Origin of the sequence: Streptomyces aureoversilis, assembly GCF_042657885.1 — a bacterium.
GTDB lineage: Bacteria > Actinomycetota > Actinomycetes > Streptomycetales > Streptomycetaceae > Streptomyces > Streptomyces aureoversilis.
The window spans coordinates 21148-47652 of sequence record NZ_JBHSKJ010000031.1; the positions used below are offsets into that span (position 1 = coordinate 21148).

The following is a 26505-nucleotide window of genomic DNA, read 5'->3' on the forward strand; positions in this document are numbered from 1 at the left end:
AGGTGCGGGCGTCAGGAGTTCTTCGCGGCGAAGTCCCGGATGGACTCGGCCGAGTAGTCGATCATCTCGGGGGTGAGGCCGGGGTAGACGCCGATCCAGAAGGTGTGCTCGGCGACCAGGTCGCTGTTGGCGAGCGAGCCGCTGATCCGGCGCGGGCGGTCCAGGTAGGCCGGGTGGCGGGTGAGGTTTCCGGCGAAGAAGCGGCGGGTGCCGATCTTCCGGCCCTCCAGGAACGCCACCAGGTCCTTGCGGGTGTAGCGGGCCTCGGGGCGCACGGTGATGGCGAAGCCGAACCAGCTGGGGTCGCTGTCGGGCGTGGCCTCCGGCAGGAGCAGCCCCGGCACCCCGTCCAGGCCCTCGCGCAGCCGCTTCCAGTTGGCGCGCCGGGCCTCGCCGAACGCCTCGATCTTGGAGAGCTGGCTGAGGCCGAGGGCGGCCTGGAGGTCGGTCGCCTTCAGGTTGTAACCCACGTGGGAGAAGATGTACTTGTGGTCGTAGCCGTGCGGCAGGTCGCCCATCTGGTAGTCGAACCGCTTGAAGCAGCGGTTGTCCTCGCCCGGCTCGCACCAGCAGTCCCGGCCCCAGTCGCGCATGGACTCGACGATGCGCGCGAGCGCGAGGTTGTCGGTCAGCACGCAGCCGCCCTCGCCCATCGCGAGGTGGTGCGCGGGGTAGAAGCTGGTGGTGGCGATGTCGCCGAAGGTGCCGGTGGGCTTGCCGCGGTAGAGCGAGCCGACGGCGTCGCAGTTGTCCTCGATGAGGAAGAGGTCGTGCTCCTCGGCGAGCTTCGCGACCTCCTCGACGGCGAAGGGGTTGCCCAGCGAGTGGGCGATCATGATCGCCTTGGTGCGCGGCCCGATGGCCTCGGCGATGCGCTCCGGCGTCGTGTTGTACGTGCCGAGCTCGACGTCGATGAAGACGGGCACCAGGCCGTTCTGGATGATCGGGTTGACGGTGGTCGGGAAGCCCGCCGCCACGGTGATCACCTCGTCGCCGGGCTGCAGCCGCCGGTCCTCCAGCTGCGGGGAGGTGAAGGCGGACAGCGCGAGCAGGTTGGCCGAGGAACCCGAGTTGGTCAGGTGGGCCTTGCGCAGCTTGAAGAACTTGGCGAACTGGCGCTCGAAGCGGCGGGAGCTCACGCCGGCGGCGATGCGCATGTCCAGCGCGGCCTCGACCAGCGCCACCCGGTCGTCGGCGTCGAAGACGGCACCGGCCGGCCACACGCCGGTCTCCCCGGGGACGAACTCCTTCTCGTCCGTGCCGTGGTACGCACGGACCTGCTCCAGAATGCGGGCCTTGGCTTCGTTCATTTCTCTTCGCCTCCTACGGCGTACTCAGCGAGTCGTCGGGCAGTGCCGGCCCGGCCTCTGCGCGCGTGCCCTGCCCGGTGGACGTCGGCGACCAGCTCCGCGTGGCGGACGGTCGCCTCGCCGGTCGTCGTACCGGCGCCGGATCCGATGCTCGTCACCAACGCTCGGACGGCGGCAGTGACCTGGTCGAACGGCTCCAGCTCCAGCTCCTCGACGCCGCCCCGCCGCTCGACGACGACCACCGGGCGGTGGTCGGCCGGGGGCGTGAAGGCGTGGTCGAGGCGGAGCCGGCCCGCACTGCCGAGCACTTCGTAACGTGACGTGTAGTGGTGTTCCATGCCGAACGTGAGGTGGGCGGTCACCCCGTCGTGCCGCCGCAGCAGCACGCTGCCCGCGACGTCCACGCCCCGCTCCGGGTCGGTGCGCAGGTCCGCGCCGACCACCTCCAGGCCGGGCCCGAGCAGCAGCTGGGCGGCCCGCAGCGGGTAGACGCCGACGTCGAAGAGCGCGCCGCCGCCGAGGTCGGCCCGGTAGCGGATGTCGTCGTCGGGCCGCGGCGGGATGGCGAACGCGGCGTGGACGGTGCGGACGTCGCCGATCGCTCCCTCGTCCAGCAGCCGCCGCACGCGCCGGTGCTGCGGGTGGTGGACGAACATGAAGTTCTCCATCAGCACCAGCCCGCGGGAGCGGGCCAGGTCCACGAGCCGCGCCGTCTCCCGAGCGTCCAGGGTCAGCGGCTTCTCGGCCAGGACGTGCTTCCCGGCGAGCAGGGCGCGCTCGGTCCACTCGGCGTGCAGCGCCGAGGGCAGCGGCACGTAGACGGCGTCGACGTCGTCCCGCTCCAGCAGCTCCGCGTAGCCGTCGGCGGCTTCGGCCCCGTACTGCTGCGCGACCTGCGCGGCCCGGGCGGTGTCGCGGGCGGCCACGGCCGCGAGCGCGATGCCCCCGGTCCGGGCCACGGCGGGCAGCACCCGGCGCAGGGCGATGTCGGCGCAGCCCATGAGGCCGAGGCGCACGGTCCCGGCCGCGGGGTCCCGCTCCGCGGCGGTCACCGCAGGAACCGCAGGCAGGCCAGGAGGTTGCGGGCCTCGACGTTCACGTGGTGGGAGTACCGGACCATCTCCCCGAGCTGATGGGGCGTCATCCATATGTGGTCCGGGCCGACTTCGAGCGGGAAGTCGTCGGGCGCCTCGACCGCGAGGTAGCGGTTCTCCGCGTGGTAGAAGCGGCCGCCCTCCTCGGAGTGGACGACGTCCAGCAGGACCCGCTCGGGGGCGGCCGAGAGCACCTCGTCCAGGAACCGCGGACGGCTCCCGGCGGGCAGGGCCTCGTAGTTGGCGGGCGCGCACTGCACCGTGGGGCCCATTTCGAGGACGTCGAAGCTGCCCGCCTCGGTGCGCGCGTTCACCAGCAGGTGGACCGTGCCCTCGATCCGCCGGGTGAGGAAGGCGATCACGCCCCGGCCGACCGGCGCGATCATGGGCTGCGCCCAGCGGGCGACCTCGCGGCCCTGGGCCTCGACGTCCACGCCGATGACCTCGAAGAAGCGGCCGCTCCCGTGCACCACGACCCCGTCGGACTCGGCCCATCCCTCGACCTCCGCCAGCGGGATGCGGCGGCGGTCGAGCCGGTGCGAGGCCTTGGCCTCGGTGAACCAGCTGAGCAGCGCGGCCTTCCCGTGCAGGGCCCGGCCCTCGGCCCCGGTGGTGCGGCCCTGGACCGCCCAGCCGTCGGGGAGGCCCGACAGCACGGTGCGGGTGTCCATGTTGACGAGGTTCTCGACGTTCAGCAGCTCGCCGATCTGGTCGAGCGTGAGCCAGCAGAAGCCGTCGCGGACCGGGACGTCCCCGTCCGCCTCGATGATCATGTTGCGGTTGCGCTTGCCCAGGAACCACGACCCCTGCTCCGACTGCAGGGCGTCGAAGATCACCCGCCCGGTGCGCGGCGCCAGGAAGTACTCCAGGTACGGGACGGCGTTGCCCTGGTGCACCCGGGTGAAGTTGCTCCGCGTCGCCTGCACGGTCGGGGAGAGCTGCAGGATGTTGATGTTCCCCGGCTCCATCTTCACCTGGAGCAGGAAGTGCGGGACGCCGGCGAACTCCTTCACCAGGATGCCCAGGATCCCGGACTCCGGCTGCACGATGATCGGCTGCGACCAGGCGGCGACCTCGCGGTTGTCGGTCTCCACCGCGATGCCCTCGATGCTGAAGAACCGCCCGCTGCGGTGCCGGATGTCGCCGGTCCCCGGCTCGAACGACCAGCCGTCGAGCCCGCGCAGCGGGGCGGGCGTCACCCGGTGGTCCTGCGCCGCGCGCTGTTCGGCGAACCAGTCGTGGAATTCGCTTGTCTGCCGGAACACGGCAGCCCTCCTCATGATGTGCGGTTGCTTCAGCATTCGGCACCCGGTTAGAGCGCCGCTCGAAGGAGGCTCAGAGCCGTCGGGCCCGCGCGTCAGAGCGTCAGGCCCACGCGCTGCGCCGCCGTGGCGAAGACCTCGGCGGTCTCCGGGAGCCGGTCGATCCCGTCCCGGTAGGCCGCGCGCGCCTCCGCGAGGCGGCCGCGGACCAGCGGGTCGTGGAGGATGCCCGTCAGGCCCTCGACGACGGCCCGCTCGTCGAACAGCTCGGCGCGTACGGCGGTGTCGGCGAACGGGTTGTCCACCAGCAGCGGCCCCATGACCTTGTTCCAGCTCAGGGGCCACATGTGGAACGCGGGGACGGCGCCGGGGAAGTCCGCGAGCCACGCCCGGACCGCGGGCGAGAGCCCGTCCGGCGCCCCGGCCCGCCCGCCGTCGCCGGCCGCCTCCGCCATGTCGTGGGTGTTGACGGCGAACAGCCCGGGCACGTCGGCGAGGACGGCCCGTTCGAGCGCGTAGGACGGCAGGAAGGCCGACATCACGGCGTCCGAGGCGCCGATCAGGGCGTGGTAGCGCTGCGCGGTGTACGAGGGCTCCACGTGGAGGCGCTCGGGCGGCAGCCCCAGCCCGTCCAGGTACGGCCCGGCGACGACGAAGTGGGTGTCGTCGGGGAGCTGCCGCAGGTACTGCCCGATCAGCCGCGGCACGCGGACCGCCAGCTCACGCGTCCGGGGCCCGGCCCGCGTCTGCATGGTCTCCTGCCACGGCAGCGTCGGGAACATCAGCAGCCGCTCCGCCCCGCCCAGCCCCAGCGACCGGCGCACCTCGGCCCGCGCCGCGTCCGTCGGCGGCGCGATGCCCCGGTTGGCGCGGTACGGCAGGCCCTGCCCGCCGGCCCGGGCCTCCGGGCGGCCCATCGGCACGGGGTGCAGGTGCACCGGCATGTCCAGGATGTTGCCGTCGGCCACGACGGTCTTCCCCAGCACCTCCAGCTCCCGCGTGATGTTCGTCAGGTCGTGCAGGTCGATGGGGATCACCGGCACGCCGAAGTCCTCGACGTACCAGGGGTCGGTCTCGTAGCTGACGAGGTGGGTCAGCCAGTGCGCCAGGTAGTCGCTGAGGACGATCGCGTCCGGCCGGAACTCCCCGACGACCCGCCCGACTTCCTCGCGGACCCCGCCGCCCATGGCGGGCGTGATCACGGTGTACGCGTATCCGGCGGTCTTGAGCTGCTCCTCGTTGAACTCGTCGATCACGAAGTGACTGACGACGCCGGCGTCCTTGAGCTGGTCCGCGAGGTCGAGCCCGATGGTCGTCTCGTGCAGGGTCTTGGCCAGCGGGGACATGAACAGCAGTCGCATGACGTGGTCTCCCCTCCGGTCAGCCCGCGGCCGGGGCCAGGTCCCGGGTGCGCGTCTCGATCGCCTTGCGCAGCACGGCCACCACGGTGAGCACGTCCGCGTCGCTCAGCCCCGGGTGGATCGGCAGGCACAGGGTCTCGCCGGACGCCTGCTCGGTGCCCGGCAGGTCGGCGTCGGACTTGTAGGTGGGCACCTTGTGCAGCGGCGCGTAGCGGAAGGTCGTGTAGACGTCGGCGGCCAGCAGGTCGGAGGCGACCTGGTCGCGGATCCGCGCGTCCATCTGCACCCAGTAGAAGTAGTGCGAGGACTCGTGCCCGGCCGGCAGCGGCGGAGGCGTCCGCACGCCCTCGGCACCGGCGAGTTCACGGTCGTACAGGGCGACGATCTCCTTGCGCCGGGCGGTGAACTCGGGCAGCCGCCCGAGCTGCACCAGGCCGATCGCGGCCGTCAGGTCGTTGCCGATCACGCGCCGGCCCACCTCGGGGACCTCCAGCTCCCACCAGCGGTGCGAGACCTTCGCGTAGGCGAGGCCGGTGGCCTGCACGAGCCCGTGGTACGCGAGCCGGCGGGCCCGCCGCGCGCGCTCGGCGTCCCGTACGTAGAGCATCCCGCCGTCGCCCGTGACCAGCACCTTCGCGGCGTCGAAGCTCCACATGGCCAGGTCGCCGAAGGAGCCGGCGGCGCGCCCGTCCACGCGGGAGTCCACCGAGCAGGCCGAGTCCTCGACCAGGGCGAGGCCCCGCTCCCGGCAGCGCTCGGCGATCTCCACGACGTCGCCCGGGTAACCGCCGTAGTGCAGCACCACGACCGCCTTGGTGCGCGGCGTGACCGCCGCCTCGATGTGCTCCCAGGTGGGGTTCATCGTCCGCGGGTCGACGTCGCAGAAGACGGGCGTCGCGCCGGTGGAGACGATGGCGTTGGCGGCCGCGAGGAAGCTCATGGACGGGATGACGACCTCGTCGCCCTCGGCGAGGTCGAGGACCTCCAGCGCCAGGAACAGCCCGGCCGTACCGGAGTTGACGAACAGGACGTGCTCCGGGGCGGCCCCGAGGCGCTCGGCGAACGCCGCCTCGAAGGCCTTCGTGCGCGGCCCGTGCCCGAGCCACTTGCTGTCGAACACCTCGGCCACGGCGGCGAGTTCCGCGTCACCGACCTGCGGCTGGAAGAGATTGATCATTTGGTAGTACCCCTGGGAGTCGATGTGGCGCGAAGTGGCGCGGACGCGTGCGGTGGCGGGCGTACGGGTGTCAGGCCGCGGCGGCGAGCCGCTCGATCGCCCGCACCGCGTCGGCGGACGTGGGCAGCGCGGCCACCTCGGCGGCCAGCTCCGCGGCCCGCTCGCGGTAGGAGGGGGTGGCCAGCATCTCGGCGCAGACGCGCGCGATGTTCTCGGCGCTGTCGTCGGCGGGGTCGATCATCGTCGCGGCCCCGTACGCGCTGAGCCGGGTCGAGTAGTCGACGCAGTAGGGCAGGTAGGGCACCAGCACCTGGGGGACGCCGTACGAGAGGTAGCCCATCGTCGTGTTGCCGCCCGCGTGGTGGACGACGAGGTCGCAGGTCGGGGCCACCAGGTGCAGCGGGATCCAGCCGGCCCGCACGTGGTCCGGCAGCGGCCGCAGCTTCTCCGCGACCGCCTCCGGCGTGGCGATGAGCAGCTCGACGTCCAGCTTGCCGACCTTGTCGACGAGACCGCTGAGGATGTCGAAGTCGGACTCCGGGGTGACCCGGCTGCCGGCCGACACCAGCACCCGCGGCCGGTCGCCCTTGGTGTACATCCAGGGCTCGACCGGCATCTGGGTGGCGAAGGGCACGTAGCGCATCATCTGCGCGGGCAGCGCGTCGGAGGGCCGCAGGCTGGGCGGGCAGATGTCGACGAACAGATCCGTGCGCGGCATCTCGTACATGCCGAGCCGCTCCAGCTCCGGGCCCAGCTCGGCGGCGGCGGCGAGGTCGATCGTGCGCGGCTCGCCCATGTCGATGGCCTGCTTCACGTACGGCACGCCCAGGTGCCCGGCGATCAGCGGCGCGGCGAAGGCGAGCGCCCCGCCCACGACGACGTCCGGGCGCCAGTCCGCCACCAGGGACAGCAGGCCGTCCAGGCAGGCGGCGGCGTAGCGGCCGAACGTGCGCCCGTTGAAGATGTAGCGCTCGTGAAGATCCTCGGGGATGGGCACGCGGATGCCGCGCCGGTCGACGAGGTGGTCCATCATCGGCACGCCGGAGACCGGGACGCCGGGGATCCCGGCGCCCGTGATGGTCGCCATCATGTTCTCGGGGGCGGCCATAAAGACCTCGTGCCCGGCGTTGCGGGCGGCCTGGGCCAGCGGGACGATGCCGAAGATCACCCCGGAGGTGCCTCCCGCAACAAAGAGAATCTTCATGCGGTCATCGTTGGAACCGGGCCTCGAACCCTGCTCGACAGCGGCTCGACGGCCCGGTGCCGCCGGGGCCCGGAGGCCCGGGGCCCGGGCGGACGGCAGGGCTCCGCGGCTCAGGCGAGCGGCTTGCGAACGGTGATCACCGAGTAGCCGAGCATGTCCCGCTCCAGCTTCGAGACCCGGCCGATCATCTCCTTGAACTCCTCGGCGAACTGCAGCCCGCCCTTCTCCACGACCTTGTCGTAGTTGTCCGCCACGAGCTGGTCGATCCGCGCCGCGGAGCGCCGCAGGTGCGCGGTCGCGTCGAAGTTCCGCTCGACGGTCAGCCCCGCCGCGGTGATCATCTCGGCGTACTGCTCCGCGGTCGGCAGCGAGCCCACCGTGAAGCCCTCCAGGAGGACCTTGCGCCACTCCTCGTCCAGCTCGGCCGACTCGACGTAGTCGGACAGCACGAACACGCCGCCGGGCTTGAGCACCCGCGCGATCTCGCGCAGCGCGGCGGGCCGGTCGCCGAGGTACATCAGGGACTCCATCGCCCAGGCCGCGTCGAACTCGCCGTCCGCGTAGGGCAGTTCCGACACGTCCGCCAGCGCGAAGCGCACCCGGTCCGCAAGGCCCGCGCCGGCCGCCGCCTCCGTGCCGGCCGCGACCTGCTCCGCGCTCACCGTGATGCCGGTGACCTCACCGCCGCTGGCCTCGGCCAGCCGCAGCGCGGGGCGGCCCTGGCCGCAGCCGACGTCGAGGAGGTGCTGCCCGGGCCGCAGGGCGACCTGCTCGATGAGGACGTCCGTGAGCCGGTCCTTGGGGTCGGTCCCGGGGGCCTCGTCGTCCCACCAGCCGATGTGCAGGTTCTGGCCCATGAAGATCTCCCAGAGCCAGCCCTTCTCGTCGTAGACCTCGCCGACCTCGTCCGGCGACAGGGCCTGCGCCTGCTGCTGTGCCCGTGCCTCTGCCTGCTCCTGGACCTGCTCGGTCATGGATCCTCAGCTCCTCGTCCTCATCGACCGCGACGAGGAGAGAAGTTGTCAACATTAGTTCGACGGTGACTCGAATCGGAGTCGAGCGCGGTCGACCACGTTGTCCCCGATCCTGTCTCCTTGCGAGAATTTCTGGGGAACCCATGAAAGCACTGGTCCTGTCCGGTGGCGAAGGTACGCGGCTGCGGCCCTTCACCTACTCGATGGCGAAACAACTGGTCCCCGTGGCCAACAAGCCCGTCCTGGTGCACTGCCTGGAGAACCTGCGGGACATCGGCATCGAGGACGTCGGCGTCATCGTCGGCGGCCACGCGGCGCAGATCGAGGCCACGGTGGGAGACGGCTCTCAGCTCGGGCTGCGCCTCACCTACATCCGCCAGGAGGCCCCGCTCGGGCTCGCGCACTGCGTGGCCCTCGCCGCCGGTTTCCTCGGCGACGACGACTTCGTGATGTACCTGGGGGACAACGTCCTGGCCGACGGCATCGCCGAGGCCGCCGAGGCCTTCCGCGAGCGCCGCCCCGACGCCCAGGTGCTGGTCACCAAGGTGGCGGACCCGCGCCAGTACGGCGTGGCCGAGGTCGACGCGGACTCCAACGTGCTCGCCCTCGTGGAGAAGCCGAGCGCGCCGCGCAGCGACCTCGCCGTCATCGGCGTGTACTTCTTCACCGCCGCCGTGCACGAGGCGGTGCGCGCCATCGAGCCCAGCGCCCGCGGCGAACTGGAGATCACCGACGCCATCCAGCACCTGGTGGACGCGGGCCGGACGGTCACCGCCCGCGAGTACGAGGGCTACTGGAAGGACACCGGCAAGATCGACGACCTGCTGGAGTGCAACCGGGAGATCCTCGACCGCATCGGCGGCACCGCCGCCGACCGCGAGGGCGCCGAGGTCGATGCGGAAAGCATTCTGCAGGGGCCCGTCGTCCTCGGCCCGGGCGTCCGCGTCGTCCGGTCCAGGCTCACCGGCCCGCTCGTGATCGGCGCCGGAAGCGTCATCACCGGCAGCAACGTCGGCCCGTACACGGCCGTGGGGCGCGACTGCGTCCTGGAGGACACCGGCGTCGAGGACTCCATCATCCTCGAGGGCGCCGCCATCAAGAACGTCCGCGACCTGCAGAGCTGCGTCATCGGCCGCTGGGCCCAGGTCCAAAAGCCCGTCACGGCGGCCTCGGGCAGCCGGCTGATCATCGGTGACCACACGCGCGCGGAGGTAATGGCATGAAGGTCCTCGTCACCGGCGGCGCCGGCTTCATCGGCTCGCACTACGTCCGCACCATGCTCTCCGGCGGCTACCGCGGCTACGAGGACGCCCACGTCACCGTCATCGACAAGCTCACCTACGCCGGCAACACGGACAACCTGCCGATGGACGACCCGCGGCTGACCTTCGTCCGCGGCGACGTCTGCAACCAGGACCTGCTGCGCCAGCTGCTCCCCGGCCACGACGCGGTCGTCCACTTCGCCGCCGAGTCCCACGTCGACCGCTCCGTCGACGGCGCGGTGGCCTTCGTCCACAGCAACGTCCTGGGCACCCAGAGCGTCCTCGACGCCTGCCTGTACACCGGTGTGGACAACGTGGTGCACGTGTCGACCGACGAGGTCTACGGATCCATCGCCACCGGCACGTGGACCGAGGAGTCGCCCCTGCTCCCCAACTCCCCCTATTCCGCGTCGAAGGCCGGCAGCGACCTCCTCGCCCGCGCCTACCACCGCACCCACAAGCTCAACGTGCGCATCACCCGGTGCTCCAACAACTACGGCACCCACCAGCACGTCGAGAAGCTCATCCCGCAGTTCGTCACCCGCCTCCTGCAGGGACAGCAGGTGCCGCTCTACGGCGAGGGCACCAACATCCGCGAGTGGCTGCACGTCGACGACCACTGCCGCGCCATCCAGCTCGTCCTCACGGCCGGCCGCGCGGGCGAGACGTACAACATCGGCGGCGCCACCGCCCTGACCAACCGCGAGATGACCGAGCGGCTGCTCGACCTGACCGGCAACGACTGGTCGAAGGTGCAGCACGTCCCGGACCGCAAGGGCCACGACTTCCGCTACGCCATCAACGACGACAAGATCCGCGCCGAGCTCGGCTACGCGCCGCAGTGGACGCTCGACGAGGGCCTGAAGCGCGTCGTCGGCTGGTACGTGGACCACCCGCAGTGGTGGAAGCCGCTGCTCGATGACTGAGAACGGACGGCTCGGCGGAATCCGTGCCACCGCCTTCGAGTGCCGCTCGAGCGATCCTCGAGCGGCATCTGAAGGAGTGGCAGGAGGGCACTCACCCCTGCAGCAGCCACAACCCCGGAGCACGTCCTGATGTCCGTCATGGAGGGGCACACCGACCCGTCGACGCCCTCCGCGGAACCCGGCGCGCCGGCGCGAGAGCTCCCGGAAGGCGCTCCCATGAGCCGCCCGGCACCATCCACCCCCGTCATGTAGCTAAGGTTCCGCCGATGGCATCACCCACCCCGTCGTCACCCGCCGCGCCCCGGCCCGCCTCACGCGGCCGGGCCGCCCTGGCCGTACTCCTGCTCGCGTCCACCCTCACCGTCATGGCGGGCACGATCCTCACGCCCGTCGTGGGAGTCATCCGCGGCGAGCTCGGGGTCAGCGGCACCGGTGCCGGTCTGATCCTCACCGCCCACGGACTGTCCCTCGCGATCGCCAGCCCGCTCGTCGGCTGGACGATCGACCGCTGGGGGCTGAAGAAGCCCCTGGTGGCCGGGCTCCTGCTCTACGGCGTGGCGGGCGGTGCCGGCCTGGTCACCACCTCGTACACGGCGCTGATCATCAGCCGGTTCGCGTTCGGCGTGGGCGCGGCCGCGGTCTTCGCCGGTACGACGGTGGCCCTGCTGGCGCTCTACGAGGGGCCCGAGCGGGACCGCGTGGCGGGGTGGCGCTCGGTCGCCATCAGCGTCGGCGGGATCATCTGGCCGCTGCTCGGCGGCGCGCTCGGCGGGATCTCCTGGCACGGCCCCTTCGCGATCTACCTGCTGGGCATCCCGGTCGGCATAGCGATGATGTTCACCCTGCCCAAGAGCCTGAACGCCAAGCGGCCCGGCGGCGGTGGCGGAACGTTCACTCTGCTGCGCTCCCACCCCCGTCTGCTGGGCCTGTACGCCCTGTCGCTCATAAGCTCGTTCCTGCTCTACGTCCTGGCCGTCTTCCTTCCCCAGCGGCTCGCGCAGCTCGGCGTCGAGACGCCGTTCCTGGTCGCGCTGTACACGACGAGCACCTCGGTCGCCGGCACCCTGGTCGGCCTGGCCTACGCGAAGATCAAGAAGAACCTGGGCTACATCCGGCTGCTGCGGGTCTCCGTCGTGCTGTGGGTGGCGGCCTTCCTGGTCGCCGGGACCGCGGGCAACCCGGTGCTGATCATCCTGGCCCCGGCGCTGTTCGGGCTCGGCATGGGCATGTCCGTGCCCGCGCTGGCCGTGATGATCGGCGAGACCGCGCCGCCCGCCCTGCGCGGCCAGGCCACGTCCCTGTCGGGAACCGCCAACTTCACCGGCCAGTTCGCCGCGCCCCTGGTGATCGGCCCGGCCGTCGGCGCGACGTCGATCGCCGCCGGCTTCCGCATCGCCGGCGGCATCGCCGTCCTGTCGTTCCTGCTGCTGTTCTTCCTGAAGGCCCCGGGCCCCGCCGCGGCGCCGTCCGCCGCGCCCAAGGAGCCGGCGGACGAGGAGGGCACGGCGGCGCGCTGACCGGCGCCCGGCGCCCCGCCCCGGGCGCCCCTCCGGCCCGTCCGCAACCCCATTTCCGCGGGCGGGCCGAAGTCTGGCCGAAATCGACCGATTGCCGTATCGCACCTGGTCACAGATTGATCAAAGGGTGAACTCTCCGCCGCCAGAGGCATCTTTAGCCGGAAGCAGGCTTTTAGTTAGCGCTAAAGGTGGCATCCTCTTCAGTGGGAAGGCGCCCACGGGCGCCGCGATTTCTGTTCCTGGGGGTAGCCATGGCATGGCGTGACAGGCACGATCAAGGACGGACGGCCGATGCGGCCGGCGCCCGGCTGGCCCGCCACGCGACGGCATCGCTGGCGGGCCTCCTCGCCGAACGGGGCATGACACGCAAGGACTTGGCGGACAGCATGGGCGTGTCCCCGGGCCGGGTGAGCCAAATCCTGTCCGGCGACGAAAATCTGACCATGCGTTCGCTGGCCGCCGTGGCCGACGCGCTCGACGTGAAGATGGAGATCTCCTTCTCCGATTCGCCTTCGGCCGAGCGCCAGGAGCCCGCTGCAGCACGCGCGTTGGCCAAGACCCACCACTGACTCAGCGCGCCGGCACCTCGGCGGCAGCCGCGTAGAGGTGCTGCCGCCGCAGTGCGCGGATCTTCTTGTCGTCGCTGCGCTTGCCGTGGGCGTGCGCCAGCTCCAGGAGATACGCACAGAGGTGCTCGGCCTCGCCGAACGCCCGCAGCATCCGCCCGGCCTCCTGGGGCGTCCGCTCGCGCTGCTCGTCCTTGCAGGCCTTCTCGATCTCGGTCTCCAGGGTGTCCGCCTGCTGCACCGCGGCCCGCACGTCCTCGTACCGGTCCCTGATCGCGGTCACCAGGCCGCTCCGGCCCTTGGGCGAGCGCCCGGGGACGTCCACGCGGGCCTTCAGGTGCCGCGCGACCCGGTCGGCGAAGACGTCGAGCTCCCAGCAGTTGTCGAAACCGCCGGTCATCCGGGCGCACCAGTCGGCCCGGTCGGTCTGCAGGCGCAGCATCAGACTGTTGATCAGCAGCGAATGTCCCAGTGTGACAATCGCCATCACCGGGTGCTCGGCCTGCTCGGTCCTCTTCTTGGGCACCAGCCCCGCCCCCGCCACGACGCCGACCGCCGCCGGCGGCACGCTGGAGGCGTGCGGTAACAGCAGGCCACTGGCCAGCGCGGCCATCGCGGAGGTCCACAGCACCACGGCGAGCGCCGAGGACACCGACCTGACCGTCCCCAGCAGCCGGCCCTGCCCGCGGAAGCGGTGGACGAGGCACACCCAGGTCACGGGCGCGCAGACGGCGGCGGGCAGGATCCACTCCGAAAGAACGGACGTCTGGTTACCAGTCACCCCGCGTCCCCCTCCGGATCACACAGCGCCCCGGTGCGACTACAGAATGATGTTCCCACTCCAGTCACTACGGCGCGCCACGTTCCGGCCAAGCTCTTCCGGTTCAAGCCGGTGCAAAACGAGACAGACCCCTCAGGGTGACATGAGTCACTCTGAGGGGTCTGTCCTCACTGTGCGCGAGGGGGGAGTTGAACCCCCACGCCCTTTCGGGCACTGGAACCTGAATCCAGCGCGTCTGCCTATTCCGCCACCCGCGCATGGGTGTCGTCTTCAGGCTTTCGAAGCTTTCCCGGGGGGCTTGCCCTTCCGGTTCTGCGCCGTTCGCCTTCCGACATCGAGAACATTAGCACGCCTTGGCGGGTGCCTTCACACTCGTTCTCCCGGGGGCGGGCCCGCCGGAGCCGTGCCGGGCCGCCGGGACCGGTGGGGACCCCGCCGGTTGCGGGACACTGGCTCCCGGCCGCCTCTACGATCCCTATGAAGGGGACAGGAAGGGTCGTGCCGGACAGGCCGGGGCGACACTCGTCACTCCTGGCCCCGAAGGGGAACCGGCCGTTTCCCCGACGCGTGGATACGATCAGTAAGCAGTATCAGGAACGACACCGAGCATCAGGAACGTCACTGAGGGAAGGAGGTGCCCCGTGGGAGTACTGAAGCGCTTCGAGCAGCGTCTCGAGGGTCTCGTGAACGGCACCTTCGCCAAGGTGTTCAAGTCCGAGGTGCAGCCGGTCGAGATCGCCGGGGCACTGCAGCGCGAGTGCGACAACAACGCCACCATCTGGAACCGTGACCGCACCGTCGTCCCGAACGACTTCATCGTGGAGCTGAGCACCCCGGACTTCGAGCGGCTCAGCCCGTACTCGGGCCAGCTCGGCGACGAGCTCTCCGGCATGGTCCGCGACTACGCCAAGCAGCAGCGGTACACCTTCATGGGGACCATCAAGGTCCACCTGGAGAAGGCGGACGACCTCGACACCGGGCTGTACCGGGTGCGCAGCCGCACCCTCGCCGCCAGCGAGTCGCAGGAGCACCAAGGCCAGCAGAGCGCACGCCCCGGGCCGGCGCGCCCGGGCGGGCCCGGCACGGCCGGCGCGGGCTATCCGGCACCGCCGTCCGGGCTGCCGCCCATGCCCGCGTCGCCGCCGCCCTCCGCGCCCCCGGGCCGGACCGCGCCGCGCGCGGGCGGCCAGGGTCCCGCGGCAGGCGTGCCCGGAGCCCAGACCCGGCGCTGGATCGAGATCAACGGCACCCGGCACCAGATCTCCCGACCCACCCTCGTGCTGGGCCGCAGCACCGAGGCGGACGTACGGATCGACGACCCCGGCGTCTCCCGCCGGCACTGCGAAATCCGGGTCGGCACCCCCGCGACCATTCAGGACCTGGGGTCGACCAACGGCATCGTGGTGGACGGACAGCACACCACTCGCGCTACGCTCCGCGACGGCTCACGGATCGTCGTGGGCAGCACCACCATCGTTTATCGGCAAGCCGAAGGGTGAAGCGGGGGCAATGTCAGAGCTGACCCTCACGGTCATGCGGTTGGGTTTCCTCGCCGTACTGTGGCTGTTCGTGATCGTGGCCGTTCAGGTCATCCGCAGTGATCTCTTCGGCACCCGGGTCACCCAGCGTGGCTCCCGCCGGGGCGGTCCCGAGCGGCAGCCGCAGCGCGCGCAGGCCCAGACCGCGCCCCCGCAGCAGCGACAGCAGCAGACGGGCGGACGCCGGGCCGACCGGCGCGCGGACCGGGGCCGCCGCGGCGCCCCCACCAAGCTCGTGGTCTCCGAGGGCTCCCTCACGGGCACCACGGTCGCCCTCCAGGGCCAGACCATCTCGCTGGGACGCGCCCACGACTCCACGATCGTGCTGGACGACGACTACGCCTCCAGCCGGCATGCCAGGATCTACCCCGACCGCGACGGCCAGTGGATCGTCGAGGACCTGGGTTCGACCAACGGCACGTATCTCGACCGCACGCGGCTGACCACCCCGACCCCGATCCCGCTCGGCGCGCCGATCCGTATCGGCAAGACCGTCATCGAGCTGCGGAAGTAGTAGGACCATGACGACCGGAGGGTGGGCAGCGTGGCTGGGAAGGGGCTGTACCCGGAGCCGACGGGCGAGGTGCGCATGAGTCTGTCACTGCGCTTCGCCGCCGGATCGCACAAGGGCATGATCCGGGAGGGCAACGAGGACTCCGGTTACGCCGGCCCGCGCCTGCTCGCCATCGCCGACGGCATGGGCGGCCAGGCCGCGGGCGAGGTCGCCAGCTCCGAGGTGATCTCCACCCTCGTCCAGCTCGACGACGACGTCCCCGGCTCGGACATCCTGACCTCCCTCGGCACCGCCGTGCAGCGCGCCAACGACCAGCTGCGCGTGATGGTCGAGGAGGACCCCCAGCTGGAGGGCATGGGCACGACCCTGACCGCCCTGCTGTGGACCGGTCAGCGGCTCGGCCTCGTGCACGTCGGCGACTCCCGCGCGTACCTGCTGCGCGACGGCGTCCTCACCCAGATCACCCAGGACCACACCTGGGTGCAGCGGCTGGTGGACGAGGGCCGGATCACCGAGGAGGAGGCCACCACCCACCCGCAGCGCTCCCTGCTGATGCGCGCGCTGGGCAGTGGCGACCACGTCGAGCCCGACCTCTCGATCCGCGAGGTCCGCGCGGGCGACCGCTATCTGATCTGCTCCGACGGCCTGTCCGGCGTCGTCAGCCACCAGACGATGGAGGAGACCCTCGCCAGCTACCAGGGCCCCCACGAGACGGTCCAGGAGCTGATCCAGCTCGCCCTGCGCGGCGGCGGTCCCGACAACATCACCTGCATCGTCGCCGACGTCCTCGACGTCGACGGCGGCGACACCCTCGCCCAGCAGCTCAACGACACGCCGGTGATCGTCGGCGCGGTCGCCGAGAACCAGCTACAGCTGGGCGTCGACGGCGCCATGCAGACCCCGGCCGGGCGGGCCGCCGAGCACGCCCGCGCCAACCGGCCCGCGCCGGTGCAGCAGCCCGGCGGCGCCTTCGGCCCGCCCGGCAGCGGCGACGGCGGCATGGGCGGCGCCCCGGACGGCTCGTTCGGCGCCTTCATGGACGAGGACTTCGTCAAGGCGCCCGGGCGGGGCCGGTGGCTCAAGCGGTCGCTGATCCTCGCCGTCGTCCTCGGCGTCGTCGCGGGCGGCCTCTACGGCGGCTACAGCTGGACCCAGACGCAGTACTACGTGGGCGCCAAGGACAACAACCACGTGGCGGTCTACCAGGGCATCAACCAGGACCTGGCGTGGGTCAGCCTGAGCAAGCTCTACCGGGACCACCCCGAGATCGAACTCAAGTACCTGCCCGTCGACCAGCGCAGCCGCGTCGAGGACACCATCGCCCTCGACAGCCGCGAGAAGGCGGAGCAGAAGGCCAAGGACCTCGCCCTGCTCGCCGGCGCCTGCAAGAAGGAAGACGAGCGGCGCAAGGCCGAGCAGCAGCAGCGCGAGAAGGACAAGCAGAGCGGCGACCGGGCCGGCGGTGCCGTGGGCGACCTCCCCAAGGACCCCAAGGACCCGAAGACCGACGCCAAGCCGGGAGCCACCGGCCTCTCCGCCCAGGCGAGCCCGGTGCCCAGCCCGGTCCCCACCCTCACCGAGGAAGAGCAGAAGTTGGTCCCGCAGTGCAGCGCTCAGCAGTGAAGCCGTAGGGGGCCATCAACTCATGTCAGCCATGCCATCCATGCCATCCAGCGCGGGCAGCAACACGACCGCGACGACCACGATCAGCACCGTGGGCCCGCCCAGCCGGCGCAACACCGAGCTCGCCCTGCTCGCGTTCGCCGTCATCCTGCCGTGCTTCGCCTACGCCAACGTCGGCCTCGCGATGAACGGCGAGATGCCCTCCGGCATGCTCGGCTACGGGCTGGGCCTCGGCCTGCTCGGCGGCGTCGGCCACCTCGTGGTGCGCAAGTTCGCCAAGTACGCCGACCCGCTGCTGCTGCCGCTGGCCACCCTGCTCAACGGGCTCGGCCTCGTGATGATCTGGCGGCTGGACCAGTCGGAGCGCCTGGCGCGCCTGGCCAAGGCCCAGGGCTTCACCTTCCAGGCGTCCGCACCGAACCAGCTGATGTTCTCGGCGATGGGCATCGCGCTCTTCGTCGGTGTGATCATCTTCCTCAAGGACCACCGCATCCTGCAGCGCTACACCTACATCTCGATGGTGGTCGCGCTGGTCCTGCTGGTCGCCCCGGTGTTCTTCCCCGGGAAGTTCGGCGCCAAGATCTGGATCACCGTGCCGGGCCTGGGCTCCATCCAGCCCGGTGAGTTCGCGAAGATCATCCTTGCGATCTTCTTCGCCGGCTACCTGATGGTGAAGCGCGACGCCCTGGCCCTGGCCAGCCGCCGCTTCATGGGCCTCTACCTGCCGCGCGGCCGCGACCTCGGCCCGATCCTCGCCGTCTGGGCGCTCAGCCTCGTCATCCTCGTCTTCGAGACCGACCTGGGCTCCTCGCTGCTGTTCTTCGGCATGTTCGTCGTCATGCTGTACGTCGCCACCGAGCGCACCAGCTGGATCGTCTTCGGCCTGCTGATGTCGGCGGGCGGCGCGGCCGTCGTCGGCTCCGTCGAGCCGCACGTCAAGGTCCGTGTGATGGCCTGGCTGCACCCCTTCGCGGTCTACGACAACCCGCGCCCCTCCTGGGCCACCACCGAGCAGATCGCCCAGGCCATGTTCGCCTTCGGCTCCGGCGGCGTCTTCGGCACCGGCTGGGGCCAGGGCGCCTCCGACCTGATCCAGTTCGCCGCCAACTCCGACTTCATCTTCGCCTCCTTCGGCGAGGAGCTCGGTCTGGCCGGCGCCATGGGCCTGCTGCTGGTCTACGGCCTGATCGTCGAGCGCGGCATGCGCACGGCCCTCGCCGCCCGCGACCCCTTCGGCAAGCTGCTCGCCACCGGCCTCGCCGCCGCCTTCGGCATCCAGGTCTTCGTCGTGGCCGGCGGTGTCATGGGCCTCATCCCGCTGACCGGTATGACCATGCCGTTCCTCGCCCAGGGCGGTTCGTCGGTGATCGCCAACTGGGCGCTGATCGCCATCCTCATGAAGATCAGTGACACGGCGCGGCGACCGGCCCCGGCCCCCGCCCCGTCCACAGACGCCGAGATGACCCAGGTGGTCCGCCCGTGAACAAGCCCGTACGCAGGATCGCGATCTTCTGCGGCCTCCTCGTTCTGGCCCTGCTGCTGCGGGACAACTGGCTGCAGTTCGTCCAGGCGGACGAGCTCAAGGCGCACAAGAACAACCGCCGCGTCGACATCGCCCGCTACAGCCAGCCCCGCGGCAACATCATCGTGGACGGCCAGGCCATCACCGGCTCCGTGGAGACCGGCGGCGTGGACTTCAAGTACAAGCGGACGTACAACGACGGCGCCATGTGGGCGCCGGTCACCGGCCGCTCCTCGCAGGTCTACGGCGCCACCCAGCTGGAGAAGCTCTACGACAGCGTCCTCATCGGCGACGACGACCGCCTGTTCTTCAACCGCACCGTCGACATGATCACGGGCAAGGGGAAGAAGGGCGGTGACGTGATCACCACCCTGAACAGCAAGGCCCAGAAGGCCGCCTTCGAGGGCCTGGGCGACAAGAAGGGCGCCGTCGCGGCCATCGACCCGCGCACCGGCAAGATCCTCGCCCTGGCGTCCACGCCGTCCTACGACCCGTCGAAGATCGCGGGCGCCAACGACGGCAAGGAATGGACGTCGCTGGACGGCGACAAGAACAAGCCCATGCTCAACCGGGCGCTGCGCGAGACCTACCCGCCGGGCTCGACCTTCAAGGTCGTGACGGCCGCCGCGGCCCTGGAGAACGGGCTGTACAAGGACGTCGACTCCAAGACCGACTCGCCGCTGCCGTGGACGCTGCCGGACACGGTGACGCCGCTGAAGAACGAGGGCGACATCCCCTGCAAGGACGCCTCGCTGCGGGTGGCCATGCAGTGGTCCTGCAACACCGTCTTCGGCAAGGTCAGCGCCGACCTGGGCAACAAGAAGATGATGGACCAGGCGCAGAAGTTCGGCTTCAACAACGACAAGCTCGACACCCCCGTGCGCGCCGCCCAGAGCATCTACCCCAAGGACAACCGTCCGCAGAACGCCATGGACGGCATCGGTCAGGCCTCCAACCGCGCCACGCCGCTGCAGATGGCCCTGGTGGCCGCCGCGGTCGCCAATGACGGCAAGCTCATGGAGCCGTACATGGTCGACAAGGTGCGCGCCCCCAACCTCAACGTGATCGAGACGCACCAGCCGAAGCAGATGTCCCAGCCGATGTCGCGGGACACCGCGCGGAAGCTGCAGTCGGTCATGGAGACGGTGGTCAACGAGGGCACCGGCAAGAACGGCCGGATCCCCGGCGTCACGGTCGGCGGCAAGACCGGAACCGCTCAGCACGGCGTGGCCAACAGCGAGAACCCGTACGCCTGGTTCATCTCCTACGCCAAGGCTGCCAACGGCTCGCCCGTCGCGGTCGCCGTCGTGATCGAGGGTTCGGACACGATGCGTGACGACATCGCCGGTGGCGCGCTCGCCGCGCCGATCGCGAAGAAGGTCATGGAGGCGGTGCTCAGCACGTCGAAGTGACGCCGCTCACCTCCGCGTCCGGCGACGCGGGTGACGGTACCGGTCGTGTATCAGGTGGCCGTCGCGGCCGGAAGGGGCGCGACGTGCCGGGTACGGTATGCCGGACAGCACACCGCCGGACGTAGTGAAGGTGCGGTCAGGAAAACGGAAGGGCTGGAGCTATGGAAGAGCCGCGTCGCCTCGGCGGCCGGTACGAGCTGGGCTCGGTGCTCGGCCGCGGTGGCATGGCCGAGGTCTACCTCGCCCACGACACCCGGCTCGGCCGCACCGTCGCCGTGAAGACGCTGCGGGTGGACCTCGCCCGCGACCCGTCCTTCCAGGCCCGGTTCCGCCGTGAGGCCCAGTCGGCCGCCTCGCTCAACCACCCGTCGATCGTCGCCGTCTACGACACCGGCGAGGACTACGTCGACGGCGTCTCGATCCCGTACATCGTCATGGAGTACGTGGACGGGTCGACGCTGCGCGAGCTGCTGCACTCCGGGCGGAAGCTGCTGCCCGAGCGGTCGCTGGAGATGACCATCGGCGTCCTGCAGGCGCTGGAGTACTCCCACCGGGCCGGCATCGTCCACCGCGACATCAAGCCCGCCAACGTCATGCTGACCCGCACCGGCCAGGTCAAGGTCATGGACTTCGGCATCGCCCGCGCGATGGGCGACTCCGGCATGACCATGACGCAGACCGCGGCCGTGATCGGCACCGCCCAGTACCTCTCCCCGGAGCAGGCCAAGGGCGAGCAGGTCGACGCGCGCTCGGACCTCTACTCGACCGGCTGCCTGCTCTACGAGCTGCTGGCCGTGCGCCCGCCGTTCATCGGCGACTCCCCCGTGGCCGTCGCCTACCAGCACGTCCGGGAAGAGCCGAACCCGCCGAGCGTCCACGACCCCGAGATCACGCCCGAGATGGACGCCATCGTCCTCAAGGCGCTGGCCAAGGACCCGGACTACCGCTACCAGTCGGCCGACGAGATGCGCGCCGACATCGAGGCGGCCCTGGAGGGCCAGCCCGTCGCCGCCACGGCCACCATGGGCGCCGTCGGCTACGGCGCGGACGCCCCGACGGCCATGCTCCGCCCCCAGGCCCCGCCGCAGGGCCCCGGCCAGACCTCCATGCTGCCGCCCGTCCGCGACGACGACGGCGGGTACGGCGGCTACGACGACGGCAACGGCCGGCGGCGCGGTGGAGGCGGCGGCAAGAAGAGCAACCTGTCGACGATCCTGCTGATCGTCGCGGGCGTGCTGGTGCTGGTCGGCGCGATCTTCATCGGCAAGTCGCTCTTCAGCGGCAGCGGCAACGCCTCGAAGGTGTCGGTGCCCAACCTCGTCGGGCAGTCGCTGAAGGACGCCCAGCAGCAGGGCGTCAACGGCGACTTCAAGGTCGTCGAGAACGGCACGGCGACCTGCGAGCAGCCCAAGGGCAAGATCTGCTCGCAGGACCCGCCCGGCGGCGGCAAGATCGACCGCGGCGGCGAGGTCAAGGTCAAGGTGTCCGAGGGCGCAGCCAAGGTCGAGGTCCCCGACGTCACCGAGAAGCAGCTGGAGAACGCCCGGCAGATCCTGGAGTCCAAGGGCTTCCAGGTCAGCACCAAGACCAAGGTGACCGACGGCGTCACCGCGGGCACGGTCCTCTCGCAGAACCCCAAGGGCGACACCAAGGCCGAGAAGGGCTCCGAGGTCACCCTGACCGTCGCGGAGTCCAAGCCGACCAAGACGGTGCCGTCCGTGGTGGGCCAGAACGTCGAGGCCGCGAAGAAGCAGCTGCAGGACAACGGCTTCAAGGTGTCGGTGACCGAGGAGGACGCCCCCGGGCAGGCTCCGGGCACGGTCACCAAGCAGAGCCCCGACGGCAACACCCAGGCCGCCCAGGGCTCCACGGTCACCCTGACCGTGGCCAAGGGCTCGCAGAACGTCGCCGTCCCGGGCGTGCTGACGCACAAGCTCAAGGACGCCAAGAAGGAGATCGAGGGCGCGGGCCTGAAGGTCGGCAACATCATGGGCCCGCAGGACGACAACGCCGTCGTGCAGACCACGAACCCGATGCCGGGCACCCAGGTCGCGAAGAACACCCCGGTCGACGTGACGACCACGACGGGCCTCCCGGGCGGTGACACGGGCACCCCCGGCAACCCGGGTGGTGACCAGGGCACCACCGGCGACACGGGCTTCATCGGAGGCGGCTTCATCGGCGGCCGCCGGCACTGACGCCGTCACGAACGGCGAACGCCGGGTGAGCTGGAGATCCAGCTCACCCGGCGTTCGGCTTTTCCCGGACTACCGGAGTTCCTTCGGCTTGGTGCGCTCCGCGTCGACCTTCTCCGTGCGTTCCAGCTCCGCCCAGACGATGTAGCGGTAGTCGGAGGTGTAGACCGGCGTGCAGGTCGTCAGGGTCAGGTAGCGGCCCGGCTTGGTGACGCCGGACTCCTTCGGGACCGGGTCGAGGACCTGGACGTTGTACTTCGAGGTCTCCTTCAGCTCCGCGTAGACCTTGTAGACGTACCAGACGTCGCGCGTCTCGAAGACGACCCGGTCGCCGGTCTTCACCTTGTGGATGTTGTGGAACTTCGCGCCGTGCCCGTCCCGGTGGGCGGCGAGGGTGAAGTTGCCCTTGTCGTCCCAGGGCATGGCGGCCTTGACCGGGGAGCGGTAGAAGCCGGCGACGCCTTCGTTGAGGACGTCGGTGGCGGTGCCGCTCTTGACCAGGACCTCGCCGTTCTTCATGGCCGGCACGTGCAGGAAGCCGATGCCGTCCTTGGTGTCGAGGGCGCCCGGGCCCTTCTTCGCCCAGGTGTTGCGCACCGCGTGGCCCTGGCGCTTGGCCTCGCGGTCGGCGAGGACGTTCGTCCACCACAGGGAGTAGACGACGAACAGGGCCATGACCACGCCCGCCGTGATCAGCAGTTCGCCGATGACGCTCACGGCGACGGCGAGGCGCCCCCGTCCCCGGTCAGTCCGTGCCACAGACGTTCGTCCCCCGCTTCGCAGTTCTCCGCGCGTTTCCCGCGTGTCTCAGTTGACGAGCGCATCCGGCTTTCCCTTGCTCCGGGGCCGCTCGTCGACCATCTTGCCCCACACGATCAGGCGGTAGGTACTGGTGAACTCGGGGGTGCAGGTGGTGAGGGTGATGTAGCGGCCGGGGCCGCGGAAGCCGGAGCCGGCCGGGACAGGGGCGATGACCCCGACGTTCGCCGGTGGCGTCTGCTCCAGACGGGTCGTCATCTCATAGGTGTAGAAGGCGCTGCGCGTCTCCACCACGATCTTGTCGCCCGGCTTCAGGCGGTTGACGTAGCGGAACGGTTCGCCATGGGTGTTGCGGTGCCCCGCGAGGGCGAAGTTGCCCTTCTCGTCCCACGGCATCGCGGTCTTGAGGGGGCCCTCCCCGTAGTGCCCGACCATGCCGCGGTCGAGGATCTTCTGCTTGCCGACGCCCTCGGCGATCGGGGCCTTCACGTCCAGCGCCGGGATGTAGATGATCGCGAAGCCCTCGCCGGGCGAGAACGCCCCGGCGTCCCGGTCGGCGCCCTGCCCCTCCTCGTCCCAGCGGCTCTGCAGGTGGTGGGCGGCGCCACCGGCCTGCTGCAGGGCACGGACGTTCGTCCACCACAGCTGGTAGGCCACGAACAGCAGCAGCACCAGGCCGGCCGTGATGAACAGCTCGCCCGTGAAACGGCACAGCCGCACGCCCAGACTGCCCCTGCGCGCCCGCCGGGCCGCATGCCGCCGCGCGGCACGCCCCCCGGTCCGTACGGGCCGGGGCGCCGCCTGGGACGGCACCTCCACCCGGCGCAGCTCCATGGTCGCCCGGTCCTCGGGCGGCAGGGGCTGCGATACGACCCGCGGGGGCGTGGTCACGCCCCAGCCTTGCCCACCACCGGAGCCAGGCCCGCCGATCGCTCCACCGCCGTGGTGTCACCGCAGGCGACCAGCCAGTTGGCGAGCATCCGGTGGCCCCACTCGGTGAGCACGGACTCGGGGTGGAACTGCACCCCCTCGACCGGCAGGTCGCGGTGGCGCAGGCCCATCGCGATGCCCGACTCGGTCCAGGCGGTGATCTCCAGCTCGTCCGGCCAGTGCTCGCGCTCGACGGCCAGGGAGTGGTAGCGGGTGGCGGTGAAGGGCGAGGGGAGGCCCTGGAAGACGCCCGCGCCCTCGTGCGTCACCAGCGACGTCTTGCCGTGCAGCAGCTCGGGCGCCCGCCCGACCACGCCGCCGTACGCGACGGCCATGGACTGCATCCCCAGGCAGACCCCGAAGACGGGGATGCCGTGCTGCGCGCAGTGCCGCACCATGTCGATGCACACGCCCGCCTGTTCCGGCGCTCCCGGCCCGGGGGAGAGCAGGACGCCGTCGAAGCCGTCCTGGGCGTGGCCGAGCTCGACCTCGTCGTTGCGCCGCACCTCGCACTCGGCGCCTAGCTGGTAGAGGTACTGGACGAGGTTGAAGACGAAGCTGTCGTAGTTGTCCACGACGAGGATGCGCGCACTCACTGGTTGACCGCCATTCCGTTGTCGACCGTCACGTCGTTGAACGGCAGCAGCGGTTCCGCCCAGGGGAAGACGTACTGGAAGAGGGCGTAGACGACCGCCAGTACGAGAACCAGCGAGATCAGTGTCCGCACCCACGCGTTGCCCGGCAGATGCCGCCAGATCCAGCCGTACATGCCGTCCCCACTTGCCGATGACGTAGTCGAAATTGCAGCACCAGACTAAGGGGCGGGCGCGGCCCGAGGGGGTCAGCCGGACAAAGCCCCGGGTCGGCCCCGCGCCGCGGGCGAGGTCGCGTCGAGGCGGGCCCAGACGATCAGCCGGTGGCTGTGGCCCCACTCCGGTTCGCAGGTGGTGAGGGTCAGGTAGCGGCCGGGCCCGCGGAAGCCGGAGCCGGCGGGGACGGGGTCGATGACGCCGGTGTCGTCGGGCCGGGTGCGGTACGGACGGCCGTCGACGCGGTACGTGAACCAGGTCGTGCCGTCGCCCACCACCACGGCGTCGCCCGGGCGCAGCTCGTCGAGGTCCTTGAACGGGTCGCCGTAGGTGCGGCGGTGGCCGGCGACCGCGAAGTTGCCGGTCCCGCCGGGCCGCGCCGTCCGCTCGTAGTGGCCGAGACCCTTCTTGAGGAGCCCGGTGCCCGTGCCCTCCAGGACGGGTTTGGCCCAGCCGGCGCCGAAGCGGGGGATGTACATGACGGCGAAGGCCTCGCCGGGGCGGGCGGGTGGGGCCTGCCGGCGCGCGGGCGCGGCCTGCCCTGCGGCCTCCCCTGCGCCTGCGCCCGGCGCGGGTTGCGGCCGGGACTGCGACGGGGGCTGTGCGGAGGGGGCTGCGGGCCGGTCAGGCGGCCGGCCCGCTTCTCCGGGCCGTTCCGCCGGCTCTCCGGACGGCTCTGCGGGCGGCTCTCCCGGCACGGGCGCCTCAGGGGCCCCGGCCGTGACCGCGGCGCCGCTCGACCACCGGTCCTGGAGGCGGCTGAGCTCCCGGTCCATGGCGCCGTCGGCGCGCACGCCCGTCCAGTAGAGGACGTAGACGACGAAGAGGACGAGCAGGGTGCCGGTGGTGACGCACAGTTCGCTGAGGGTGCGGACGACGGTCCTGGGCCTCACCGCGGGCCCCCTCCCGGGTCGTGGCGTCACCCACCACAGGGGTCACGCCAGGGGCTTGGCGTAGTGGAGGTCCACTGTGCCCGAGTAACCGGGAAGAGTCACCGCGTCGTGCTGGTCGACTTTCCAGCCGAGCCCGTAGGCGTTCACGTACTGGAGGTAGTTCTGGATCGCGGGGGAGGAGTCGATCGCCTTGCGCAGCGCGCCGCGGTCGCCGACGGCCGTCACCTTGTAGGGCGGGGAGTAGACGCGGCCCTGGAGGATCAGGGTGTTGCCGACGCAGCGGACGGCGCTGGTGGAGATCAGCCGCTGGTCCATGACCTGGATGCCCTTGGCGCCGCCCCGCCAGAGGGCGTTGACGACGGCCTGGAGGTCCTGCTGGTGGATGACCAGGTCGTTGGGCTGGGGCTGCGGCACGCCGGGGATCCTGGCCGTGGCGTTGGGCGGGGCGTCGGTGAGCGTGACGGTCATGCCGGATCCGCTGATCGGCGTGGTGCCGGCGGCCGCCTCCAGGGCGGCCAGTTCCTTGTTCCGGGCGGCGGTGCCGCCGTCGCCGCGCCGGGCGAGGGCGTCCACCTGCTCGCGGGCGGCCGCGGCGCTCTCGTCCAGGCCGGCGTTCTTGCGGCTGCGCTCCTGGATGAGGTCGGAGAGCCGGAGCATGGAGTCGTCGGTGCGGATGTTGGTGCCGTGGGCGGTGTTGAAGCTCATCCAGAAGATGAGACCGGCCAGCGCGAAGACGGCTCCGGTCAGCAGCCGGACGGGCTTGAAGCGCCGGGACGGCCTGCTGGTGGAGTCCGCAGAATTACTCAACGTACCCTTATCCTCTCCGGCGCCACGGAAGCACTACGCTAACGGACGCCCGGGGAAAGGTGGCGTTCC

At 71.0% G+C, this 26505-nt stretch carries 24 protein-coding genes and 1 tRNA gene; 10 read left to right on the forward strand and 15 right to left on the reverse strand.

From position 1 onward, the window contains the following. Positions 1-11: 11 nt before the first annotated feature. The 7 genes from rfbH to ACFPP6_RS34325 form a co-directional block, all read right to left on the reverse strand. Entirely contained in the window at positions 12-1310 is a 1299-nt protein-coding gene (gene rfbH / locus ACFPP6_RS34295; protein ID WP_382050594.1) for a lipopolysaccharide biosynthesis protein RfbH, read from the reverse strand. Further along, positions 1307-2362 carry a Gfo/Idh/MocA family protein gene (locus tag ACFPP6_RS34300; protein WP_382050596.1) on the reverse strand — a complete coding sequence of 352 codons (1056 nt, stop codon included), beginning with the start codon at positions 2360-2362 and terminating at the stop codon, positions 1307-1309. Before ACFPP6_RS34300 ends, rfbH begins: the two co-directional genes overlap by 4 nt. Beyond that, positions 2359-3669, reverse strand: a complete 1311-nt coding sequence (locus ACFPP6_RS34305; RefSeq protein WP_382050598.1) for an NDP-hexose 2,3-dehydratase family protein — start codon at positions 3667-3669, stop codon at positions 2359-2361. Before ACFPP6_RS34305 ends, ACFPP6_RS34300 begins: the two co-directional genes overlap by 4 nt. 92 nt (positions 3670-3761) lie before the next feature. Next, positions 3762-5027, reverse strand: a complete 1266-nt coding sequence (locus ACFPP6_RS34310; protein ID WP_382050600.1) for a DUF6365 family protein — start codon at positions 5025-5027, stop codon at positions 3762-3764. Positions 5028-5046: 19 nt separating this feature from the next. Next, complete coding sequence (locus ACFPP6_RS34315) at positions 5047-6204, reverse strand: DegT/DnrJ/EryC1/StrS family aminotransferase (protein ID WP_382050602.1); 1158 nt, start codon at positions 6202-6204, stop codon at positions 5047-5049. A 70-nt stretch (positions 6205-6274) separates the two neighbouring features. Further along, complete coding sequence (locus tag ACFPP6_RS34320) at positions 6275-7408, reverse strand: nucleotide disphospho-sugar-binding domain-containing protein (protein WP_382050604.1); 1134 nt, start codon at positions 7406-7408, stop codon at positions 6275-6277. A 110-nt stretch (positions 7409-7518) separates the two neighbouring features. Further along, positions 7519-8382, reverse strand: coding sequence for a class I SAM-dependent methyltransferase (locus ACFPP6_RS34325; RefSeq protein ID WP_382050607.1), 864 nt, complete (start codon positions 8380-8382; stop codon positions 7519-7521). Positions 8383-8525: 143 nt separating this feature from the next. On the opposite strand from ACFPP6_RS34325, the gene ACFPP6_RS34330 reads away from it, so the two are divergent. From ACFPP6_RS34330 to ACFPP6_RS34345, 4 genes are all read left to right on the forward strand, one after another. Then, a complete protein-coding gene (locus ACFPP6_RS34330) occupies positions 8526-9605 on the forward strand; it encodes a glucose-1-phosphate thymidylyltransferase (RefSeq protein ID WP_382050609.1) in 1080 nt (359 codons plus the stop codon). Next, positions 9602-10570 (forward strand): dTDP-glucose 4,6-dehydratase, encoded by a 969-nt coding sequence (gene rfbB / locus ACFPP6_RS34335; protein WP_382050611.1) that lies wholly within the window; start codon positions 9602-9604, stop codon positions 10568-10570. Before ACFPP6_RS34330 ends, rfbB begins: the two co-directional genes overlap by 4 nt. A 266-nt stretch (positions 10571-10836) precedes the next feature. Continuing rightward, entirely contained in the window at positions 10837-12087 is a 1251-nt protein-coding gene (locus ACFPP6_RS34340; protein ID WP_382050613.1) for an MFS transporter, read from the forward strand. Between the two features lie 251 nt (positions 12088-12338). Then, positions 12339-12656: a helix-turn-helix domain-containing protein gene (locus ACFPP6_RS34345; RefSeq protein ID WP_382050615.1), complete on the forward strand. Its 318-nt coding sequence runs from the start codon at positions 12339-12341 to the stop codon at positions 12654-12656. Position 12657: 1 nt separating this feature from the next. On the opposite strand, the gene ACFPP6_RS34350 is transcribed toward ACFPP6_RS34345, so the two are convergent. Both ACFPP6_RS34350 and ACFPP6_RS34355 read right to left on the reverse strand, forming a co-directional pair. After that, entirely contained in the window at positions 12658-13434 is a 777-nt protein-coding gene (locus ACFPP6_RS34350) for a PIN domain-containing protein (protein WP_382050617.1), read from the reverse strand. A 173-nt stretch (positions 13435-13607) separates the two neighbouring features. Next, positions 13608-13691, reverse strand: a tRNA-Leu gene (locus tag ACFPP6_RS34355). Between the two features lie 384 nt (positions 13692-14075). Between ACFPP6_RS34355 and ACFPP6_RS34360 the strand changes: the two genes are divergently transcribed. The 6 genes from ACFPP6_RS34360 (at position 14076) to pknB (ending at position 22241) form a co-directional block, all read left to right on the forward strand. Then, positions 14076-14933: an FhaA domain-containing protein gene (locus tag ACFPP6_RS34360; protein ID WP_382050620.1), complete on the forward strand. Its 858-nt coding sequence runs from the start codon at positions 14076-14078 to the stop codon at positions 14931-14933. Between the two features lie 10 nt (positions 14934-14943). Next, on the forward strand, positions 14944-15486 hold the full coding sequence (locus tag ACFPP6_RS34365) for an FHA domain-containing protein FhaB/FipA (protein WP_168092648.1): 543 nt from the start codon (positions 14944-14946) through the stop codon (positions 15484-15486). A gap of 75 nt (positions 15487-15561) precedes the next feature. Next, a complete protein-coding gene (locus ACFPP6_RS34370; protein WP_382050622.1) occupies positions 15562-17109 on the forward strand; it encodes a Stp1/IreP family PP2C-type Ser/Thr phosphatase in 1548 nt (515 codons plus the stop codon). 40 nt (positions 17110-17149) lie between these two features. Next, a complete protein-coding gene (locus ACFPP6_RS34375; protein WP_382050624.1) occupies positions 17150-18592 on the forward strand; it encodes an FtsW/RodA/SpoVE family cell cycle protein in 1443 nt (480 codons plus the stop codon). Continuing rightward, positions 18589-20043, forward strand: coding sequence for a peptidoglycan D,D-transpeptidase FtsI family protein (locus ACFPP6_RS34380; protein ID WP_382050626.1), 1455 nt, complete (start codon positions 18589-18591; stop codon positions 20041-20043). Before ACFPP6_RS34375 ends, ACFPP6_RS34380 begins: the two co-directional genes overlap by 4 nt. 161 nt (positions 20044-20204) lie before the next feature. After that, positions 20205-22241 carry a Stk1 family PASTA domain-containing Ser/Thr kinase gene (pknB, locus tag ACFPP6_RS34385; RefSeq protein ID WP_382050628.1) on the forward strand — a complete coding sequence of 679 codons (2037 nt, stop codon included), beginning with the start codon at positions 20205-20207 and terminating at the stop codon, positions 22239-22241. Between the two features lie 69 nt (positions 22242-22310). Here the strand turns inward: pknB and ACFPP6_RS34390 are convergent, their stop codons facing one another. The 6 genes from ACFPP6_RS34390 to ACFPP6_RS34415 all read right to left on the reverse strand — a co-directional run bounded on the left by ACFPP6_RS34390 (position 22311) and on the right by ACFPP6_RS34415 (position 26436). Continuing rightward, positions 22311-22997 (reverse strand): class E sortase, encoded by a 687-nt coding sequence (locus ACFPP6_RS34390; protein WP_382050630.1) that lies wholly within the window; start codon positions 22995-22997, stop codon positions 22311-22313. A 48-nt stretch (positions 22998-23045) separates the two neighbouring features. After that, positions 23046-23888: a class E sortase gene (locus tag ACFPP6_RS34395; RefSeq protein ID WP_382050632.1), complete on the reverse strand. Its 843-nt coding sequence runs from the start codon at positions 23886-23888 to the stop codon at positions 23046-23048. After that, entirely contained in the window at positions 23885-24523 is a 639-nt protein-coding gene (locus ACFPP6_RS34400) for an aminodeoxychorismate/anthranilate synthase component II (protein ID WP_058047348.1), read from the reverse strand. The genes ACFPP6_RS34395 and ACFPP6_RS34400 overlap by 4 nt, the downstream gene beginning before the upstream one ends. Next, on the reverse strand, positions 24520-24696 hold the full coding sequence (locus tag ACFPP6_RS34405; protein ID WP_168092637.1) for a hypothetical protein: 177 nt from the start codon (positions 24694-24696) through the stop codon (positions 24520-24522). Before ACFPP6_RS34405 ends, ACFPP6_RS34400 begins: the two co-directional genes overlap by 4 nt. Before the next feature lie 72 nt (positions 24697-24768). Further along, positions 24769-25629, reverse strand: coding sequence for a class E sortase (locus tag ACFPP6_RS34410; protein ID WP_382050634.1), 861 nt, complete (start codon positions 25627-25629; stop codon positions 24769-24771). Between the two features lie 42 nt (positions 25630-25671). Continuing rightward, positions 25672-26436, reverse strand: coding sequence for a DUF881 domain-containing protein (locus ACFPP6_RS34415; protein WP_382050636.1), 765 nt, complete (start codon positions 26434-26436; stop codon positions 25672-25674). Between the last annotated feature and the right edge of the window lie 69 nt (positions 26437-26505).